General features: G+C 70.1%; 22 protein-coding genes and 1 pseudogene. 2 read left to right on the plus strand and 21 right to left on the minus strand.

Annotation, left to right across the window (positions count from 1 at the left end):
* Positions 1–111 precede the first annotated feature (111 nt).
* Positions 112–1,092: a type I pantothenate kinase gene (gene coaA / locus POF43_RS20785; RefSeq protein ID WP_271324943.1), complete on the plus strand. Its 981-nt coding sequence runs from the start codon at positions 112–114 to the stop codon at positions 1,090–1,092.
* A 92-nt stretch (positions 1,093–1,184) separates the two neighbouring features.
* Here coaA and glmM read toward each other — a convergent pair whose 3' ends face one another.
* The 5 genes and pseudogenes from glmM to POF43_RS35335 form a co-directional block, all read right to left on the minus strand.
* Positions 1,185–2,543, minus strand: coding sequence for a phosphoglucosamine mutase (glmM, locus tag POF43_RS20790; RefSeq protein ID WP_271324942.1), 1,359 nt, complete (start codon positions 2,541–2,543; stop codon positions 1,185–1,187).
* Positions 2,544–2,681: 138 nt separating this feature from the next.
* Positions 2,682–3,191, minus strand: a complete 510-nt coding sequence (gene rpsI / locus POF43_RS20795) for a 30S ribosomal protein S9 (RefSeq protein WP_271317105.1) — start codon at positions 3,189–3,191, stop codon at positions 2,682–2,684.
* A 39-nt stretch (positions 3,192–3,230) separates the two neighbouring features.
* The gene (gene rplM / locus POF43_RS20800; protein ID WP_271317106.1) at positions 3,231–3,677 is read right to left on the minus strand and encodes a 50S ribosomal protein L13; all 447 of its coding nucleotides are present in this window, start codon (positions 3,675–3,677) and stop codon (positions 3,231–3,233) included.
* Between the two features lie 296 nt (positions 3,678–3,973).
* The gene (locus tag POF43_RS35330) at positions 3,974–4,750 is read right to left on the minus strand and encodes an ATP-binding cassette domain-containing protein (RefSeq protein WP_443732107.1); all 777 of its coding nucleotides are present in this window, start codon (positions 4,748–4,750) and stop codon (positions 3,974–3,976) included.
* Positions 4,751–5,035: 285 nt separating this feature from the next.
* Positions 5,036–5,539, minus strand: a pseudogene (locus tag POF43_RS35335) (ATP-binding cassette domain-containing protein); the annotation flags it as partial.
* 432 nt (positions 5,540–5,971) lie between these two features.
* On the opposite strand from POF43_RS35335, the gene POF43_RS20810 reads away from it, so the two are divergent.
* Positions 5,972–7,165 carry a hypothetical protein gene (locus tag POF43_RS20810; protein WP_282704694.1) on the plus strand — a complete coding sequence of 398 codons (1,194 nt, stop codon included), beginning with the start codon at positions 5,972–5,974 and terminating at the stop codon, positions 7,163–7,165.
* A gap of 73 nt (positions 7,166–7,238) precedes the next feature.
* On the opposite strand, the gene truA is transcribed toward POF43_RS20810, so the two are convergent.
* The 16 genes from truA to rplF form a co-directional block, all read right to left on the minus strand.
* Positions 7,239–8,081, minus strand: a complete 843-nt coding sequence (gene truA / locus POF43_RS20815; protein WP_271323676.1) for a tRNA pseudouridine(38-40) synthase TruA — start codon at positions 8,079–8,081, stop codon at positions 7,239–7,241.
* Positions 8,082–8,156: 75 nt separating this feature from the next.
* Positions 8,157–8,651 (minus strand): 50S ribosomal protein L17, encoded by a 495-nt coding sequence (gene rplQ / locus POF43_RS20820; RefSeq protein WP_271323677.1) that lies wholly within the window; start codon positions 8,649–8,651, stop codon positions 8,157–8,159.
* 127 nt (positions 8,652–8,778) lie between these two features.
* On the minus strand, positions 8,779–9,798 hold the full coding sequence (locus POF43_RS20825) for a DNA-directed RNA polymerase subunit alpha (RefSeq protein WP_271315002.1): 1,020 nt from the start codon (positions 9,796–9,798) through the stop codon (positions 8,779–8,781).
* 128 nt (positions 9,799–9,926) lie between these two features.
* On the minus strand, positions 9,927–10,553 hold the full coding sequence (gene rpsD, locus POF43_RS20830) for a 30S ribosomal protein S4 (protein ID WP_271315003.1): 627 nt from the start codon (positions 10,551–10,553) through the stop codon (positions 9,927–9,929).
* A gap of 26 nt (positions 10,554–10,579) precedes the next feature.
* Positions 10,580–10,984, minus strand: coding sequence for a 30S ribosomal protein S11 (rpsK, locus tag POF43_RS20835; RefSeq protein ID WP_003948617.1), 405 nt, complete (start codon positions 10,982–10,984; stop codon positions 10,580–10,582).
* A 69-nt stretch (positions 10,985–11,053) separates the two neighbouring features.
* Positions 11,054–11,434 (minus strand): 30S ribosomal protein S13, encoded by a 381-nt coding sequence (gene rpsM, locus POF43_RS20840; RefSeq protein WP_271315004.1) that lies wholly within the window; start codon positions 11,432–11,434, stop codon positions 11,054–11,056.
* A gap of 181 nt (positions 11,435–11,615) precedes the next feature.
* Positions 11,616–11,729, minus strand: coding sequence for a 50S ribosomal protein L36 (gene rpmJ, locus POF43_RS20845; protein ID WP_003956441.1), 114 nt, complete (start codon positions 11,727–11,729; stop codon positions 11,616–11,618).
* Positions 11,730–11,770: 41 nt separating this feature from the next.
* Positions 11,771–11,992 carry a translation initiation factor IF-1 gene (gene infA / locus POF43_RS20850; RefSeq protein WP_003956442.1) on the minus strand — a complete coding sequence of 74 codons (222 nt, stop codon included), beginning with the start codon at positions 11,990–11,992 and terminating at the stop codon, positions 11,771–11,773.
* Between the two features lie 173 nt (positions 11,993–12,165).
* A complete protein-coding gene (gene map, locus POF43_RS20855) occupies positions 12,166–13,002 on the minus strand; it encodes a type I methionyl aminopeptidase (protein ID WP_271315005.1) in 837 nt (278 codons plus the stop codon).
* 110 nt (positions 13,003–13,112) lie between these two features.
* A complete protein-coding gene (locus POF43_RS20860; protein ID WP_271315006.1) occupies positions 13,113–13,772 on the minus strand; it encodes an adenylate kinase in 660 nt (219 codons plus the stop codon).
* On the minus strand, positions 13,772–15,088 hold the full coding sequence (secY, locus tag POF43_RS20865; RefSeq protein ID WP_271315007.1) for a preprotein translocase subunit SecY: 1,317 nt from the start codon (positions 15,086–15,088) through the stop codon (positions 13,772–13,774). The genes POF43_RS20860 and secY overlap by 1 nt, the downstream gene beginning before the upstream one ends.
* A 218-nt stretch (positions 15,089–15,306) precedes the next feature.
* Positions 15,307–15,762 carry a 50S ribosomal protein L15 gene (rplO, locus tag POF43_RS20870; RefSeq protein WP_271315008.1) on the minus strand — a complete coding sequence of 152 codons (456 nt, stop codon included), beginning with the start codon at positions 15,760–15,762 and terminating at the stop codon, positions 15,307–15,309.
* Position 15,763: 1 nt separating this feature from the next.
* Positions 15,764–15,946 (minus strand): 50S ribosomal protein L30, encoded by a 183-nt coding sequence (gene rpmD / locus POF43_RS20875; protein ID WP_271315009.1) that lies wholly within the window; start codon positions 15,944–15,946, stop codon positions 15,764–15,766.
* A 1-nt stretch (position 15,947) separates the two neighbouring features.
* Positions 15,948–16,553, minus strand: a complete 606-nt coding sequence (gene rpsE / locus POF43_RS20880) for a 30S ribosomal protein S5 (protein WP_269853727.1) — start codon at positions 16,551–16,553, stop codon at positions 15,948–15,950.
* A gap of 67 nt (positions 16,554–16,620) precedes the next feature.
* A complete protein-coding gene (rplR, locus tag POF43_RS20885; protein WP_271315010.1) occupies positions 16,621–17,004 on the minus strand; it encodes a 50S ribosomal protein L18 in 384 nt (127 codons plus the stop codon).
* 3 nt (positions 17,005–17,007) lie between these two features.
* Entirely contained in the window at positions 17,008–17,547 is a 540-nt protein-coding gene (gene rplF / locus POF43_RS20890) for a 50S ribosomal protein L6 (protein WP_271315011.1), read from the minus strand.
* Positions 17,548–17,559 lie beyond the last annotated feature (12 nt).

Below are 17,559 nucleotides of genomic sequence, written 5' to 3' on the forward strand. Positions count from 1 at the left end.
CCGCCGGAGGCCACCACCCCCGCCGGAGGCCCTCGCGCCGTGAGGTGATCTCCACCGCACCCGGCGGTACTTCCGTAGGAGGATCGGATCTTCGGCATCACAATGGGCGGCGTGCCTGTGCCGACCGAACCGCGGCGCCGCGAGGCGACCCCGTACGTGGATCTGACCCGAGCCGAGTGGAGCGCCCTGCGCGAGCGCACCCCGCTGCCGCTGACCGCCGGGGAGGTGGAAGGGCTGCGCGGTCTGGGCGACCAGATGGACCTCGACGAGGTGCGGGACGTCTACCTGCCGCTGTCGCGCCTGCTGAACCTCTACGTCGGCGCCACGACCGGGCTGCGCGGCGCGCTCAACACCTTCCTGGGCGACGCGGGCGGCGGCCACGGTGCCCAGAGCGGGACGCCGTTCGTCATCGGGGTGGCCGGCAGCGTCGCGGTCGGCAAGTCGACCACCGCCCGGGTGCTCAAGGCGCTGCTGGCCCGCTGGCCGGAGCACCCGCGGGTCGAGCTGGTCACCACCGACGGCTTCCTGTACCCCAACGCCGAGCTGGCCCGGCGCGGCCTGATGGCCCGCAAGGGCTTCCCCGAGTCCTACGACCGCCGGGCGCTGACCCGGTTCGTCGCCGACGTCAAGGCCGGCAAGGACGAGGTCGGCGCGCCGGTCTACTCCCACCTGATCTACGACATCGTGCCGGGCGAGCGCCTCGTGGTGCGCCGCCCGGACATCCTCATCGTCGAGGGCCTCAACGTGCTCCAGCCGGCGCTGCCCGGCACCGACGGCCGCACCCGGGTGGGGCTGGCCGACTACTTCGACTTCAGCGTCTACGTCGACGCGCGCGGCGAGGACATCCAGCGCTGGTACCTCAACCGTTTCCGCATGCTGCGCGAGACGGCGTTCCACAACCCGGACTCCTACTTCCGCAAGTACACCCAGGTCTCCGAGGACGAGGCGCTGGACTACGCCCGCACCCTGTGGCGGACCATCAACCAGCCGAACCTGGAGGAGAACGTGGCCCCCACCCGCGGCCGGGCCACCCTCGTGCTGCGCAAGGGCGCCGACCACACCGTGCAGAAGCTGTCGCTGCGCAAGCTGTGAGCCGGCCGGGACGGGCCCACGGCCCGCGCGGCGGGCGGCGCCGCGCGGGTGGCGGCCGGGGCGGGCGGCCGCTACCCGCGTAGCGCGGGGAGTCAGCCCAAGGTGGTCTTGACGACGTCGGCCAGCCGGCCGGCGACGGTGCGGGCGTGTTCGATGTCGGCGGCCTCGACCATGACGCGTACCAGCGGCTCGGTGCCGGACGGGCGCAGCAGGACGCGGCCGGTGGTGCCGAGTTCCTCCTCGGCGTCGCAGACGGCGCGCTGGAGGCGGGGTTCGCTGGCGACCCGGCTGCGGTCGACGTCGGAGACGTTGACCATGACCTGCGGCAGGCGTTCCATGACGCCGGCCAGGTCGGCCAGCGGGCGCCCGGTGGCGGCGACCCGGGCGGCGAGCAGCAGGCCGGCGAGGGTGCCGTCGCCGGTGGTGGCGTGGTCCAGCACGATGACGTGGCCGGACTGCTCGCCGCCGAGGGCGAAGCCGTGGACCTTCATCGCCTCCAGCACGTAACGGTCGCCGACCGCGGTCTGCACCATTTCGATGCCCTCGCGTTCCATGGCGAGCTTGAAGCCGAGGTTGGACATGACGGTGACCGCCACGGTGTCCTGCCGCAGGGTGCCGGCCTCGCGCATGGCCAGCGCCAGGATCGCCAGGATCTGGTCGCCGTCGACCTCCGCGCCGGTGGCGTCCACCGCGAGGCAGCGGTCGGCGTCGCCGTCGTGCGCCACGCCGAGGTCGGCGCCGTGCTCGACAACGGCGGCGCGCAGCGGGCCCAGGTGGGTGGAGCCGCAGCCGTCGTTGATGTTGAGGCCGTCGGGGTCGCCGCCGATGGTGATCACCTCGGCGCCGGCCCGGATGAAGGCCTCCGGGGAGACCCGGGAGGCGGCGCCGTGCGCGGCGTCGACGACGATCTTGAGGCCGTCGAGGCGGTTGGGCAGCACGCCGACGAGGTGGGCGACGTAGGTGTCGAGCCCTTCGGCGTAGTCGCGCACCCGGCCCACGCCGGCGCCGGTCGGCCGGTCCCACGGCTGGCCGGCGGCGTGGCCGTGGTAGGTCTTCTCGATGCGGTCCTCCAGCTCGTCGGCGAGCTTGTGGCCGCCGCGGGCGAAGAACTTCACGCCGTTGTCGGGCATCGGGTTGTGGCTGGCGGAGAGCATGACCCCGAGGTCGGCGCCCAGCGCGCCGGTGAGATACGCCACCGCGGGGGTGGGCAGCACACCGACTCGCAGGACGTCCACTCCGGCGCTGGCCAGCCCGGCGACCACCGCGGCCTCCAGGAACTCCCCCGAGGCCCGCGGATCGCGGCCCACCACCGCCACCGGCCGGTGCCCTTCGAACGTTCCCACTTCGGCCAGCACGTGCGCGGCGGCCACCGACAGGCCCAGCGCCAGTTCAGCGGTCAGGTCCGCGTTCGCCACGCCGCGCACGCCATCAGTGCCGAAGAGTCGTCCCACTGTGGTTCCTCCGAAAGTACGAGGTGAAGAGGTTACGAAAAGGTGATGACCCCCGTTGGCGCGACTGATGCCGCTACTCGCAAAACAACGCCCCGGAGGCGCACATCGTGCCTCCGGGGCGTTGCCAAAAAAGCAAGGTCAGCGCTTGCTGTACTGCGGTGCCTTACGGGCCTTCTTCAGACCGGCCTTCTTGCGCTCGATCTCGCGGGAGTCGCGGGTGAGGAAGCCGGCCTTCTTCAGGGCGGCGCGGTTGTTGTCCTCGTCCGCCAGGTTGAGGGCACGGGCCACGCCGAGGCGCAGGGCGCCGGCCTGACCGGAGATGCCGCCACCCGCGATGCGGGCCACGACGTCGTAGCGGCCGTCGAGCTCAAGGATCTTGAACGGCTCGTTGACTTCCTGCTGGTGCACCTTGTTGGGGAAGTACCCCTCCAGGGTGCGACCGTTGATCTTCCACTTGCCGGTGCCCGGAACGATCCGGACCCGGGCCACCGACTCCTTGCGGCGGCCGGTGCCGCCCGCGGGCTGCGGGTCGCCGAACCGGCCGGCGAGCGACTCGGTCGTGTACTCCTCGACCGCGTCCGACTCGGAGGTGTACTCGGTGAATTCGCCGTCCTCGGCGAGGGGGGCCTCAGGGGTGGTCTCAGCCACGATTCTCCTCAGATGCTTTCTGCTGGTAGGTGGCCGGGACTAGCCCTGCGAAACCTGCGTGATCTCGAACGGAACAGGCTGCTGAGCGCTGTGCGGGTGCTCGGTGCCCGCGTACACCTTCAGCTTGCTCAGCATCTGACGGCCCAGGGTGTTCTTGGGCAGCATGCCCTTGATGGCCTTCTCGACGGCCTTCTCGGGGGCCTTCGCCATCAGCTCGTCATAGCGCATGGAGCGCAGACCGCCCGGGTAACCGGAGTGGCGGTAGGCCATCTTCTGAGTGCGCTTGTTGCCGGACAGGTGCACCTTGTCCGCGTTGACGATGATGACGAAGTCACCGGTGTCGACGTGGGGGGCGTACACCGGCTTGTGCTTGCCCCTCAGGAGGGACGCGACCTGAGAGGCCAGACGGCCCAGGACAACGTCCTGCGCGTCAATGACGTGCCACTGGCGCTGGACGTCGCCGGGCTTGGGGCTGTACGTACGCACGGTCGTATGCCTTCGCTTCTGCAGTGAGTGGGTCCTGACGGGACCACCTGGCCGGCCACAGCGTGTGACGCCCGTGGGCGACGCAACCCGTAAGGCGAACGCTGATCAACGACCCGGTGGACCGGCGTAACGGCCTCTCACGTGAGAACGAGCAAGCCAATACGCATGAGTCTATGTTTCAACGCGAAAGTCTAGCCGCCGTCCGCCAGCAGGGTCAAAACGGGGGCGCCGCGGGGACGCGCCGGTGCCCCGCGGCGGACGGCCGGCCGCCGTCGCGCGGCGCCGTCCGGGCCGTCTCAGCGGGCCCGGCGCACCCGTTCCTCGTCCCACACCGGCTCCGGCACCTCGCGCACCACGCCGTCGGAGCCGAAGAGCAGGAAGCGGTCGAAGGTGCGGGCGAACCAGCGGTCGTGGGTGACGGCCAGGACGGTGCCGTCGAACGCCTCCAGGCCGGTCTGGAGCGCGTCGGCGCTCTCCAGGTCCAGGTTGTCCGTCGGCTCGTCCAGCAGCAGCGCCGTGGCGCCGGACAGCTCCAGCAGCAGGATCTGGAAGCGGGCCTGCTGGCCGCCGGACAGGTGGTCGAAGCGCTGGTCGCCCTGCCGGTCGAGTTCGTAGCGGCGCAGCGCGCTCATCGCCTTGCCGCGGTCGCGGGCGTACTCGGTCCACAGGATGTCGGTGAGCGGACGGCCCTGGAGTTCGGGGTGGGCGTGGGTCTGGGCGAAGTGGCCGGGGACCACCCGGGCGCCGAGCCGCCACTCACCGGTGTGGCCGACGTCGTCGCCGGCCAGCAGGCGCAGGAAGTGCGACTTGCCGGAGCCGTTGGAGCCCAGGACGGCGACCCGTTCGCCGTAGAAGACCTCCAGGTCGAACGGCTTCATCAGGCCGGTCAGCTCCAGGCCCTTGACGGTGACCGCGCGCAGCCCGGTGCGGCCGCCGCGCAGCCGCATGCGGATGTCCTGCTCGCGCGGCGGCTCCTGCGGCGGGCCGGCCTCCTCGAAGCGGCGCAGCCGGGTGGTGGACGCCTGGAGGCGGGAGGCCATGTCGGAGTTGAAGGCGGCCTTCTGCCGGTACATCAGCACGAGCTGCTTGAGCTGGGCGTGCTGCTCGTCCCAGCGCCGGCGCAGCTCCTCGAAGCGGGCGAACCGCTCCTTGCGCGCCTGGTGGTACGTGGCGAAGCCGGCGCCGTGCACCCACACGTCGCTGCCCGCCGGGCCCGGCTCGACGCTGATGATCCGGTCGGCGGCCCGGGCCAGCAGCTCGCGGTCGTGGCTGACGAAGAGCACGGTCTTGCGGGTCAGGCCCAGCTGCTCCTCCAGCCAGCGCTTGCCGGGCACGTCGAGGTAGTTGTCCGGCTCGTCGAGCAGCAGCACCTCGTCGTTGCCGCGCAGCAGCGCCTCCAGCACCAGGCGCTTCTGCTCGCCGCCGGACAGCGTGCGCACCTCGCGCCACTGGGCGCGGTCGTAGGGCACGCCGAGCGCGGCCGAGGTGCACATGTCCCACACGGTCTCGGCCTCGTAGCCGCCGGCCTCCGCCCAGTCGCTGAGCGCCTGCGCGTACGCCATCTGGGCGGGTTCGTCGTCCTGGGCCATGATGGCCAGCTCGGCGGTGTCGACCGCGGCGGCGGCCTGCCGGATGCGCGGGCGGGCGACGGAGACCAGCAGGTCGCGCACGGTACGGTCGTCGCGCACCGAGCCGACGAACTGCCGCATGACGCCGAGCCCGCCGCCCACGGTCACCGTGCCGGCGTCCGGTTTCAGGTCGCCGGCGATCATCCGCAGCAGTGTCGTCTTGCCGGCGCCGTTCGCCCCGACCAGGGCCACCGCCGCGCCCTCGCCGATGCGGAACGACACGTCGTTCAGCAGCGCCCGGCCGTCCGGCAGGCAGTACTCCAGGTGCGCGGCTTCCACGTGTCCCATGCGGAGGATTGTCACCCGGCCCCGGCAGCCGTCCAAACGGCTTTTCCACAGCCGGCGGGTTTTCCACAGGCCGCGGCGGTGGCGCCGGGGGCGCTGCGGGGGCGGGGAGGGGGCCTGCGGGGGCCTGCGGGGGCGGCGGCGGGTCAGGCGGTCGGGGAGACGGGCCTGGCGGTGCGGGGGCGGCGGGTCAGGCGGTCGGGGTCTGGCGGTGCGGAGAGGCGGCCGGTCGTGGCGGAGGCGGTGCGGCCGGTCAGGGCGGAGGCACCTCGGCGAGGCGGCCGGTCGTGGCGGAGGCGGTGCGGCCGGTCAGGGCGGAGGCACCTGGCCGGTGCGGCCGGTGCGTAGAACGTCCGACAACCCTCACATAAGATGCGCGGCATGACGGATGGACCGCAGCAGCACGAGGAACACCCCGGCGCCGACGACGAGTTCGCGCCGAAACCGGGTCAGCCCACGATGCCGTTCCGCGCCGTCATCCCGCCCGCCGAGCAGTGGCCCGGGGCGCGGCAGGACCAGCCGCAGGAACCCGGGTACGGCTACCCGGGGCAGCCGCAGCAGGACCGGCCGGCGCAGCCGCTGCCGCACCCCGGGTACGGCTACCCGCCGCAGGACCCCGCCGCCGCCCCGCAGCCCCAGCAGCCCGGGTACGGGTTCCCGCCGCAGTCCCCGCCGCCGGCCGGTCGGCAGCCCGGGTACGGGTTCCCTCAGCAGCCCTCCCAGCCGTCCGGCCACGGCTTCCCCCAGCAGCCCGGCGCCGCCTGGACGCCGCCGGCCGCCCCCATCGGCACGGCACGCCCCGGCGGCGAACCCGACTGGTCCGCGCTCGCCGAACGCCGCGCGCACGAGGGCACCAAACGCCGCAAGCTGTTCCTGATCGGCGGCGGCGCGCTGGCCGTCGTGGTGATCGGCGCCATCGTGGCCACCGCCGTCGTGGTCACCGGTCACAAGAAGCCGGTCACCTCGCCCACCGCGGCCCCCACCGATCCGGCCATCCCCGTGCCGTCGCCCACCTTCTCCGACGCCAGCCCGACCCCGCCGCCCAGCGCCCTGACGGTCATCTCCAACGCCGCCACCGACAAGGCGCCGGTCACCGCGGCCGGGCTCTTCCCCGGCGACCGTTTCACCTTCTCCGGCCGCGCCTACGCCAAGACCGCGCTGGCGTCGACCACCTACTGCGCCGGCGCGGGCGCCGCCGGGCTGCCCGCCGTGCTGGCCCGCTACGGCTGCCACCAGATGGTCCGCGCCACCTACACCCGCGACGGCATCGCGGTCACCGTCGGCGTCGCCGTCTTCGACAACGCCACCGAGGCCCAGCACGTGAAGCAGGCCGCCGGCCCCTACGTGCTGCCGCTGGCCGGCGGCGGCATCGGCCACGCCTTCTGCCACTCCACCCCGTGCCGGAGCAGCACGAACGCGGTCGGCCGCTACGCCTACTTCACCATCGCCGGCCGGGTCGACGGCGGCGCCGTCACCGCCACCGACACCGCCACCGGGAACGCGGCCGACGACATCGGCACCCTCACCTTCCGCCGGCTGCTCGCCCGCGGTCAGCAGCCCACCGGCGGCCAGTGACCGCACCCCCGGCCGTACCGCCCCGACGCCGACGCCGACCGGCCGCACCGGGCCGCCCGCACCGCCCGCCCGCTCAACCCGCCGGCAGCGTCCGGCGGTTGCGGGCCTCGACGGCGCGGGCGGCCAGCGCGTCGTCGGCCGGGTAGCCGACCTCCTCCAGGGTCAGCCCGTGCGGGCGCACCACGTTGACCGCCGAGTCGCGCACCCGGCCGGCCAGCACCCGGGCCGGGAAGTCCACCGGGCGGTGCCCGTCGCCGACCAGGATCATCGCGCCCACCAGCGCGCGCACCATGTTGTGGCAGAACGCGTCCGCCCGCACCGTCGCCTCGGCGACCCCGTCGGCGGTCCGCGTCCAGCGCAGCAGTTGCAGGGTGCGGATGGTGGTCGCCCCCTCCCGCTTCTTGCAGTACGCCGCGAAGTCGTGCTCACCCAGCAGCAGTTCCGCCGCCCGGTTCATCAACTCCACGTCCACCGGCCGGTCGTGCCACAGCACGTGCCCGCGCAGCAGCGGGTCGACGCCGCCGGGGTGGTCGCCGACCCGGTAGGCGTAGCGGCGCCACACGGCGGAGAACCGCGCGTTGAAGCCCTCGGGGGCCGCCGCGACCCGCCGCACCCGTACGTCCTGCGGCAGCCGGCCCGCCAGCCGCCGCAGCAGCTTGTCCGCCTCGCGCTGCCACACCTCGCCGGGCAGGTCCACGTGCGCCACCTGGCCGCGCGCGTGCACCCCCGCGTCGGTGCGGCCGGCCACCGTCAGCTCGACCGGCTCCGCCAGCCGCAGCACCGTGCCGATCGCCGCCTCCAGCTCCCCCTGCACGGTGCGCCGCTCGGTCTGCCGGGCCCAGCCCGAGAAGTCCTTGCCGTCGTAACTCAGGTCCAGCCGTACCCGCACCCGTCCCGGTGCCACCTCGTCGCTCACCCGTGGATCCTCTCAAAACGGGAACGGGCCCGCCCCCAGCAGGGGGCGGGCCCGTCCTCGGACGTGCTGAGGCGATCAGGCCTTGTCGGACTTCGCGTCCTCGACGACCTCGGCCTCGTCGGCCTTGTCGGCCTTCTTGGCCTTCGTGGTGTCTTCCTTGACCGCACGCTTGGTGGCGGCCTCGGCCTCACCGGTGGCCTGCTGGGCCACGGTCAGCGCCTCGACCAGCTCGATGACCGCCATCGGGGCGTTGTCGCCGCGACGGCCGCCGATCTTGGTGATGCGGGTGTAGCCACCGGGGCGGTTCTCGTAGCGGGGAGCGATCTCCGAGAACAGGCGGTAGACGTCGTCACGGTTGTTGAAGACCGACAGGACCAGGCGACGGTTGTGCAGGTCGCCCTTCTTCGCCTTCGTGATCAGCTTCTCCGCGACCGGGCGCAGCCGGCGCGCCTTGGCCTCGGTGGTGGTGATCCGGCCGTGCTCGAAGAGCTGCCGCGCGAGGTTGGTGAGAAGGATCTTCTCGTGCGCGGCGGAACCGCCCAGGCGGGCACCCTTGGCGGGCTTCGGCATGGTTTTCTCCTTCATTCCTGCACCGGCCGTACCAGGTACCGGTGTCAGTACCCCCGGGGCGGTCGCCCCGGCGGGGGGACGCGGCGGCCGGGGTGCCCTTACGGGCGCGGGCCGCCGCGTCGGTGGATCAGTACTGCTCGGTCTCGACGAAACCGGTGTCGTCGTCGTCGGCGCCGAAGGCGTCCGCGGCGGCGGTCGGGTCGAATCCGGGCGGGCTGTCCTTGAGCGCCAGGCCCATGCCGGCCAGCTTCGCCTTGACCTCGTCGATCGACTTCGCACCGAAGTTGCGGATGTCGAGCAGGTCCGCCTCGGACCGCGCGACGAGTTCACCCACCGAGTGGATGCCCTCACGCTTGAGGCAGTTGTAGGAGCGGACGGTGAGTTCCAGCTCCTCGATCGGCAGCGCCAGATCGGCGGCCAGCGCGGCGTCGGTGGGCGAGGGGCCCATGTCGATGCCCTCGGCGTCCACGTTCAGCTCGCGGGCCAGGCCGAACAGCTCGACCAGGGTCTTGCCGGCCGACGCCATGGCGTCCCGCGGCCGCATGGCCTGCTTGGTCTCGACGTCGACGATCAGCTTGTCGAAGTCGGTGCGCTGCTCGACACGGGTCGCCTCGACCTTGTAGGTGACCTTGAGCACCGGGCTGTAGATGGAGTCGACCGGGATGCGGCCGATCTCCTGGCCCTGCTGCTTGTTCTGGACCGCGGAGACGTAGCCGCGACCGCGCTCGACGGTCAGCTCCATCTCCAGCTTGCCCTTGCCGTTGAGCGTGGCGAGGACCAGGTCCGGGTTGTGCACCTCGACGCCGGCCGGCGGCGCGATGTCCGCGGCGGTGACGACACCCGGGCCCTGCTTGCGCAGGTACATCACGACCGGCTCGTCGTGCTCCGAGGAGACGACCAGCTGCTTGATGTTGAGGATGAGGTCGGTCACGTCCTCCTTGACGCCCGGCACGGTGGTGAACTCGTGCAGGACGCCGTCGACCCGGATGCTGGTGACAGCGGCACCGGGGATCGAGGACAGCAGGGTGCGGCGCAGGGAGTTGCCGAGGGTGTAGCCGAAACCGGGCTCCAGCGGCTCGATGACGAACCGGGAGCGGTACTCGTCGACGACCTCTTCGGTCAGCGACGGGCGCTGAGCGATCAGCATGTGTTGTCCTTCAGTCGAGGGCGCCCGCTATTTGACGCCCGCTGTACTGACGATGGTACGGGCGGCACGGCACAAACGCGCCGTACCGCCCGTATCGCCTGACTACCCACGGTAATGCCCCGAAGGGATTACTTGGAGTAGAGCTCGACGATCAGCTGCTCCTGCACCTGGGTGTCGATCACCTGGCGCTCGGGCAGGGAGTGCACGAGGATCCGCAGCTTCGCCGGGCTGGACTCCAGCCACGCCGGAACCGTCTTGTCGCCGGCCTCGGCGGCAGCGACCACGAAAGGGGTCATCTGACGCGAGGAGGCACGGACCTCGATGATGTCGTTCGGGGCGACCCGAGCCGACGGGATGTCCGTCTTGCGGCCGTTCACGGTGATGTGACCGTGCCGGACCAGCTGACGGGCGTGGTCGCGGGACTTGGCGAAGCCGGCCCGGTAGACCACGTTGTCGAGGCGGGACTCGAGGATGCGAAGAAGGTTCTCACCGGTCTTGCCGGACTTCTTGTTCGCCTCTTCGTAGTATCCGCGGAACTGCTTCTCCAGGACACCGTAGATGCGCGCGCACTTCTGCTTCTCGCGCTTCTGCAGCAGGTACTCGCTGTCCTTGGTGCGCCCGCGACCGTGCTCACCCGGGGGGTAAGGACGGATCTCGATCGGGCACTTCGCGCTCTCGCACTTGCTCCCCTTGAGGAAGAGCTTCTGCTTCTCCCGACGGCATCGCTTGCAGTCGGCCCCGGTGTAACGCGCCATTGTCTAAGTTCTCCTACTTCAGCTGGTCAGACGCGGCGGCGCTTCGGCGGGCGGCAGCCGTTGTGCGGGGTCGGGGTGACGTCCTGGATCGAGCCGACCTCGAGGCCGGTGGCCTGGAGGGAGCGGATCGCGGTCTCACGGCCGGAGCCGGGACCCTTGACGAACACGTCGACCTTGCGCATTCCGTGCTCCTGCGCCCGGCGGGCGGCCGACTCGGCGGCCATCTGCGCGGCGAACGGGGTGGACTTGCGCGAGCCCTTGAAGCCGACATGGCCGGCGGAGGCCCAGCTGATCACGTTCCCGGTCGGGTCGGTGATCGAGACGATCGTGTTGTTGAACGTGCTCTTGATGTGGGCGTGCCCGTGAGCGACGTTCTTCTTTTCCTTGCGGCGCACCTTCTTGGCGGCGCCTTGACGGCCCTTCGGAGGCATAAGTCTGTGAACTCCAATGGAGGTGGTCGGTCCTACAGCGAAGACCGTGGACAGTCAGTCCGCTGAGGACTACTTCTTGCCCGGCTTCTTCTTGCCGGCGATCGCGCGACGCGGGCCCTTGCGGGTGCGGGCGTTCGTGTGGGTGCGCTGACCGTGGACCGGCAGGCCGCGACGGTGACGCAGACCCTGGTAGCAGCCGATCTCGACCTTGCGCCGGATGTCCGCCTGGATCTCGCGGCGGAGGTCACCCTCGCACTTGTAGTTCTCGTCCACCCACTTGTTGATCGCGACGAGGTCTTCCTCGGCGAGATCGCGCACGCGGATGTCGGGGTTCACACCGGTGTTCTTCAGGGTCTCCTGGGCACGGGTGCGACCGATGCCGAAGACGTAGGTCAGAGCGACCTCGATGCGCTTTTCGCGCGGGAGGTCAACGCCTGCGAGGCGTGCCATGAATCTGGCTCCTGTGGATGAGTCGGAGGTCTTCCGCAGCACCGTTCCCGTAGGTCATACGAGCCGGGTCCCCGGCCTCCACCGGGGGTATCGTCCCCGCGCTTGCGCGAGGGGTCGGGTGTCTGCGTATTACGTGGTGCGCGTCGCGCGAAGAGCTGCGAAAAGTGCAGGTGCTCGTGCGTCAGCCCTGGCGCTGCTTGTGGCGCAGGTTGTCGCAGATGACCATGACCCGGCCGTGACGGCGGATCACCTTGCACTTGTCGCAGATCTTCTTGACGCTCGGCTTGACCTTCATGAGGCTCAGGTTCTCCGGGTCGTGAGAGATCTACTGTTCCGCTACTTGTACCGGTAGACGATCCGTCCGCGCGTCAGGTCGTAGGGAGACAGCTCCACGACGACCCGGTCATCGGGCAGGATCCGGATGTAGTGCATCCGCATCTTGCCGCTGATGTGCGCGAGGACCTTGTGACCGTTCTGCAGCTCCACCTTGAACATCGCGTTCGGCAGAGACTCGATCACGGTGCCTTCGATTTCGATGGCGCCTTGCTTCTTGGCCATGTCCTGCTTTCGGGATCGGCTACCTTGATCGGCTCCGCACTACGATCAGGCGAGTTCAGGCAAACCTGATAGCACACGTGAGCCGACGTGTCAGTCTACGTCAGCCCGGTTGGAAACCCTAATTCGGGGGTAACGAACCGAAACCCCCAGGTCAAACCGGGTGGGAAAGTGAATCAGCCGAGCGGGTCCGGCGCGGCGGTGATACCGAGTGCGGCGAGTTTCGCCTTGCCGCCGTCGACCGCGGTGAGCACCAGCGGACCGCGTTCGGTCAGCGCGATGGAGTGCTCCCAGTGCGAGGACCAGGACCCGTCGTCGGTCTTGACCGTCCAGTCGTCGCGCAGCACGTGGGTGGCCGGGTTGCCCAGCGCCACCATCGGCTCGATCGCCAGGCACAGCCCCGGCACCAGCTTGATGCCCCGGCCGCGCTTGCGGGAGACGTAGTTCAGCAGGTGCGGGTCCATGTGCATCTGGCTGCCGATGCCGTGGCCGCCGTAGTCCTCGATGATCCCGTACCGGCCGGCGGCGGGGCGCGGCTGGCGGCGGATGTAGGACTCGATGGCCCGGGAGATGTCCACCAGCCGGTCGCCGGTGCGGAACGCGGCGATGCCGGCCCACATCGACTCCTCCGTCACCCGGCTCAGCTCGATCTGCTCCGCGGTGTGGCCGGTGCCGACCAGCACGGTGATCGCCGCGTCGCCGTGCCAGCCGTCGATGATCGCGCCGGCGTCGATCGACAGCAGGTCGCCGGACTTCAGCACCGTCGCGCGGTCCGGGATGCCGTGCACGACGACGTCGTTGACCGAGGTGCAGATGTTGCCGGGGAAGCCGCCGTAGCCGAGGAAGTTGGGCTTGGCGTTGTGCTCGGCGAGCGTCCTGGCGGCCACCTCGTCGAGGTCCTGGGTGGAGGCGCCCGGCACGGCGGCCTCCCGGCACGCCCGGTGGATCGCCGCGACGACCAGCCCCGCCTCGCGCATCTTCGCGATCTGCTCCGGGGTCTTGATCTCCACCATGGCCTTGCGCCTTCCTGTGTGCTGCTCTGCTCGGCGGTGTGCGCCCTCAACGGTACGGCCGCGACGCCCTGGGGCGCCGCGGCCGGTGTGCCTACCGGGTACGGGGTCGGTCAGGCGGCCTCGGAGACGCCCAGCGCCTCCATGGCCCGCGCGGTGACCTCGTCGACCGGGCCGAGCGCCGAGATCGTCACGACCAGGTTCTGCGCCCGGTAGTAGTCGATGATCGGCTCGGTCTCGCGGTGGTAGACCTCGATCCGGGTGCGGACCGTGTCCTCGCTGTCGTCCGGGCGCTGGTACAGCTCGCCGCCGCAGACGTCGCAGACGCCCTCGCGGGCCGGCTGGTTGTAGCTCTCGTGGAAGACGTGGCTGCTGTCGCGCCGGCAGACCCGGCGCCCCGCGATCCGCTTGACGATCTCGTCCTCGGGGACCTCCAGGTCCAGCACGCCGTCCAGCGCGATGCCCTGCTCGGCCAGGAACGCGTCCAGCGCCTCGGCCTGGGCCAGGTTGCGCGGGAAGCCGTCCAGCAGGAACCCGTCGGCCGCGTCCGCCTCCTGGAGACGGTTGGTCGCCATGCCGATGGTGACCGAGTCCGGTACCAGCTGGCCCGCGTCGATGTAGTCCTGCGCCTGCCGGCCCAGCTCCGTGCCCTGGCTGATGTTCGCCCGGAACAGGTCCCCGGTGGAGACGTGCGGGATCGACAGGTTCTTCGCCAGGTATTGGGCCTGGGTGCCCTTCCCAGCGCCAGGCGGCCCGACGAGGACGATTCGCATCAGCGGAGGAACCCTTCGTAGTTGCGCTGCTGGAGCTGGCTCTCGATCTGCTTCACGGTCTCCAGGCCGACACCCACGATGATGAGGATGCTCGTGCCGCCGAACGGGAAGTTCTGGCTGCCGTTGAACAGCGCGATGGCCACCGTGGGCACGAGGGCGATCAGCCCCAGGTAGAGCGACCCGGGCCAGGTGATGCGGTTCAGGACGTAGCCCAGGTACTCAGCCGTGGGTCGGCCGGCCCGGATGCCCGGGATGAACCCACCATACTTCTTCATGTTGTCTGCAACTTCTTCGGGGTTGAACGAGATCGCCACGTAGAAGAACGCGAAGAAGACGATGAGCAGGAAGTACAGGGTGAGGTACATCGGGTGATCGCCCTTGGTCAGGTTGGTACTGATCCACTGGGCCCACCCGGCCGTCGTGTTGCCGCTGAACTGGACCACGAGAGCGGGGATGTACAGCAGCGACGAGGCGAAGATGACCGGGATGACACCGGCCTGGTTCACCTTGAGCGGGATGTACGTCGACGTACCGCCGTAGGACCGGCGGCCGATCATGCGCTTGGCGTACTGCACCGGTACCCGGCGTTGCGCCTGTTCGACGAAGACCACCAGGCAGACCATCGCCAGACCGACCAGGATCACGAGCGAGAACTCGCCCCAGCCGTCCAGGATCTTGCCGGCCTGCTTGATGCCCCACAGCGAGCCGGGGAAGCCGGCCGCGATGGAGGTGAACATCAGGATCGACATGCCGTTGCCGATGCCGCGATCGGTGATCAGCTCACCCAGCCACATGATCATCACGGTGCCGGACGTCATGGTGATGACCATGACCGCGGTCCGGAAGATCGAGGTGTCCGGCACGATCTGGTTGCCGACCTGGCAGGTGCGGAACAGCGTGCCGCTCTGCGCGGTGGCCACCAGGCCGGTGCCCTGGAGCACGGCCAGCGCCAGCGTCAGGTACCGGGTGTACTGGGTGATCTTCGCCGTGCCGGACTGGCCCTCCTTCTTGAGGGCCTCCAGGCGCGGGATCACCACCGTCAGCAGCTGGAGGATGATGCTCGCCGTGATGTACGGCATGATCCCCAGGGCGAAGATGGTCAACTGCAGCAGCGCGCCGCCGCTGAACATGTTGATCATGCCGAAGAGACCGCCGTTGCCGCCGGCCTCCTTGATGCACTGGTTGACGTTCGTGTAGTCCACCCCGGGAACCGGGATGGTCGCACCGAGCCGGAACAGTACGAGGATGCCCAGTGTGAACAGCAACTTTTTGCGCAGGTCGGGCGTTTTGAACGCGCGGGCGAATCCGGTGAGCACGCTGCCTCCTGCGCCCTCCGCGGGCGCGGAAGGTGACGGTCGTGAGGTCGACGAATACGGGTAGCTGCCGAAGGCCGGGGGCTACGCATGCGTAACCCGCCGGAATCCGGCAGTCCTCGCCACCATACCGGCGAGAAGGCCCCCCGAGGAATGACCAACCGGGGATGCCCCATGAATTGGGGCACCCCCGGTGGTCGATCAGTCGCGTCGGTGAGCGGTCAGAGCAGCTCGGTGACGCTGCCGCCGGCAGCGGCGATCTTCTCCTTGGCGGAGCCGGAGACGGCGTCGACCGTCACCTGGAGCGCCACGGAGACCTCGCCGGCGCCGAGCACCTTGACGAGTTCGTTCTTGCGCACGGCACCCTTGGCGACCAGGTCGGCCACCGTCACCTCGCCACCCGACGGGTACAGCTCGGTGAGCTTGTCCAGGTTGACGACCTGGAACTGCTTGTGGGCGGGGTTCTTGAAGCCCTTGAGCTTCGGGAGACGCATGTGGAGGGGCATCTGCCCGCCCTCGAAGCGCTCCGGAACCTGGTAACGGGCCTTGGTGCCCTTGGTACCACGACCGGCCGTCTTGCCCTTGGAGCCTTCACCACGACCGACACGGGTCTTGGCGGTCTTGGCGCCGGGGGCCGGACGGAGGTTGTGCAGCTTGAGCGGCTTCTCTTCCGCCATCTCAGTCCACCTCCTCGACCGTGACGAGGTGACGCACGGTGCGCGCCATGCCGCGGATCTCCGGGCGGTCCTCCTTGACGACGACGTCGTGCAGGCGCTTCAGCCCGAGCGAACGCAGCGTCTCACGGTGGTTCTGCTTGCTACCGATGTAGGACTTGGTCTGCGTGATCTTGAGACGGGCCATGTCAGACTCCCGCCCCAGCACGCGCCCGCAGCAGAGCCGCGGGGGCCACGTCCTCCAGCGGCAGGCCACGACGGGCCGCGATCTCCTCGGGCCGCTGAAGGCCCTGGAGCGCCGCCACCGTGGCGTGCACGATGTTGATCGGGTTCGACGAGCCGAGCGACTTGCTGAGCACGTCGTGGATGCCGGCGCACTCGAGAACGGCGCGCACCGGGCCACCGGCGATCACACCGGTACCGGGGGAGGCCGGCTTCAGCAGCACGACACCCGCGGCCTTCTCACCCTGGATGGGGTGCGGGATGGTGCCCTGGATACGGGGGACGCGGAAGAAGTGCTTCTTGGCCTCCTCAACACCCTTGGCGATGGCGGCCGGCACCTCCTTCGCCTTGCCGTAGCCGACACCGACCTGACCGTCACCGTCGCCCACCACGACCAGCGCGGTGAAGCTGAAACGACGACCACCCTTGACAACCTTGGCGACTCGGTTGATCGCGACAACGCGCTCGACGTACGCGGTCTTCTCAGCCGCGGCGCCGCCGTCGCGCCGGTCCTTCCGGTCCCGCCGCTCGCCGCCACCGGCGCCGCCACCGCGGCGCTGGGGTCCAGCCATTGGAATTACCTCTCTTCGTTGCTTCCGCTAGCTACGCTGCGACCTTTAGTCGCTCGCGACGGGCGGCTCAGAACTTGAGCCCAGCTTCGCGGGCGGCGTCCGCCAGGGCGGCGATGCGCCCGGCGTACCGGTTACCGCCACGGTCGAACACGACGGACTCGACACCCGCGGCCTTGGCACGCTCCGCGAGGAGTGCGCCAACCTGCTTGGCCTTGGCGCTCTTGTCGCCATCGACCCCGCGGATGGAGGAGTCCAACGTCGACGCGGAGGCCAGCGTGTGGCCCACGTTGTCGTCGATGACCTGTGCGGTGATGCCCCGGTTGGACCGGGTCACGACCAGACGGGGACGTTCCGCCGAACCGGACACGCGCTTGCGCACCCGGATGTGGCGGCGCTTGCGAGCGGCGCCCTTGTACGCGTCGCCCTTGGCAATCTTTACACCGTACGCCATGGCTTACTTACCACTCTTTCCGACCTTGCGGCGGATGACCTCGCCCGCGTACTTCACGCCCTTGGCCTTGTAGGGGTCGGGCTTGCGCAGCTTGCGGATGTTCGCGGCGACCTCGCCGACCTTCTGCTTGTCGATGCCCTCGACGCTGAGCTTCGTGGGCGACTCGACCTTGAAGGCGATGCCCTCGGGGGCTTCGACGGTGATCGGGTGGCTGTAGCCCAGCTGGAACTCCAGGTTGGAGCCCTTCGCCTGGACGCGGTAACCGACACCGCTGATTTCGAGAGCCTTGCTGTAACCCTGGGTCACGCCGGTGATCATGTTCGCCACCAGCGTGCGCGACAGGCCGTGCAGGGCCTTCGACTGACGCTCATCATTCGGGCGGGTCACCGCGAGGGTGCCGTCCTCGCCCTTGGCGATCTCGATGGGCGCGGCGACGGTGTGGGAGAGGGCGCCCTTGGGGCCCTTCACCTGGACCGTACGGCCATCGATGGTGACGTCCACGCCGGCGGGAACCGTGATGGGCAGCCGTCCAATACGCGACATGGCTATACCTCC

Source organism: Streptantibioticus silvisoli (assembly GCF_027947535.2).
GTDB classification, from domain to species: Bacteria; Actinomycetota; Actinomycetes; order Streptomycetales; family Streptomycetaceae; genus Streptantibioticus_C; species Streptantibioticus_C silvisoli.

What these genes read in the sequence shown, in the direction of transcription:
- rpsM (WP_271315004.1), bottom strand. Translation starts at nt 11,434, where the DNA reads ATGGCACGCCTCGCAGGCGTTGACCTCCCGCGCGAAAAGCGCATCGAG.
- map (WP_271315005.1), bottom strand. Translation starts at nt 13,002, where the DNA reads ATGGTGGAGATCAAGACCCCGGAGCAGATCGCGAAGATGCGCGAGGCG.
- POF43_RS35330 (WP_443732107.1), bottom strand. Translation starts at nt 4,750, where the DNA reads ATGTACCGGCAGAAGGCCGCCTTCAACTCCGACATGGCCTCCCGCCTC.
- rplO (WP_271315008.1), bottom strand. Translation starts at nt 15,762, where the DNA reads ATGGCGGAAGAGAAGCCGCTCAAGCTGCACAACCTCCGTCCGGCCCCC.
- rpsE (WP_269853727.1), bottom strand. Translation starts at nt 16,553, where the DNA reads ATGGCTGGACCCCAGCGCCGCGGTGGCGGCGCCGGTGGCGGCGAGCGG.
- POF43_RS20825 (WP_271315002.1), bottom strand. Translation starts at nt 9,798, where the DNA reads ATGCTGATCGCTCAGCGCCCGTCGCTGACCGAAGAGGTCGTCGACGAG.
- rplQ (WP_271323677.1), bottom strand. Translation starts at nt 8,651, where the DNA reads ATGCCGAAGCCCGCCAAGGGTGCCCGCCTGGGCGGTTCCGCCGCGCAC.
- rplR (WP_271315010.1), bottom strand. Translation starts at nt 17,004, where the DNA reads ATGGCGTACGGTGTAAAGATTGCCAAGGGCGACGCGTACAAGGGCGCC.
- rpsK (WP_003948617.1), bottom strand. Translation starts at nt 10,984, where the DNA reads ATGCCTCCGAAGGGCCGTCAAGGCGCCGCCAAGAAGGTGCGCCGCAAG.
- rpmJ (WP_003956441.1), bottom strand. Translation starts at nt 11,729, where the DNA reads ATGAAGGTCAAGCCGAGCGTCAAGAAGATCTGCGACAAGTGCAAGGTG.
- rplF (WP_271315011.1), bottom strand. Translation starts at nt 17,547, where the DNA reads ATGTCGCGTATTGGACGGCTGCCCATCACGGTTCCCGCCGGCGTGGAC.
- rpmD (WP_271315009.1), bottom strand. Translation starts at nt 15,946, where the DNA reads ATGGCCCGTCTCAAGATCACGCAGACCAAGTCCTACATCGGTAGCAAG.
- rpsD (WP_271315003.1), bottom strand. Translation starts at nt 10,553, where the DNA reads ATGGCGCGTTACACCGGGGCCGACTGCAAGCGATGCCGTCGGGAGAAG.
- POF43_RS20810 (WP_282704694.1), top strand. Translation starts at nt 5,972, where the DNA reads ATGACGGATGGACCGCAGCAGCACGAGGAACACCCCGGCGCCGACGAC.
- infA (WP_003956442.1), bottom strand. Translation starts at nt 11,992, where the DNA reads ATGGCCAAGAAGCAAGGCGCCATCGAAATCGAAGGCACCGTGATCGAG.
- POF43_RS20860 (WP_271315006.1), bottom strand. Translation starts at nt 13,772, where the DNA reads ATGCGAATCGTCCTCGTCGGGCCGCCTGGCGCTGGGAAGGGCACCCAG.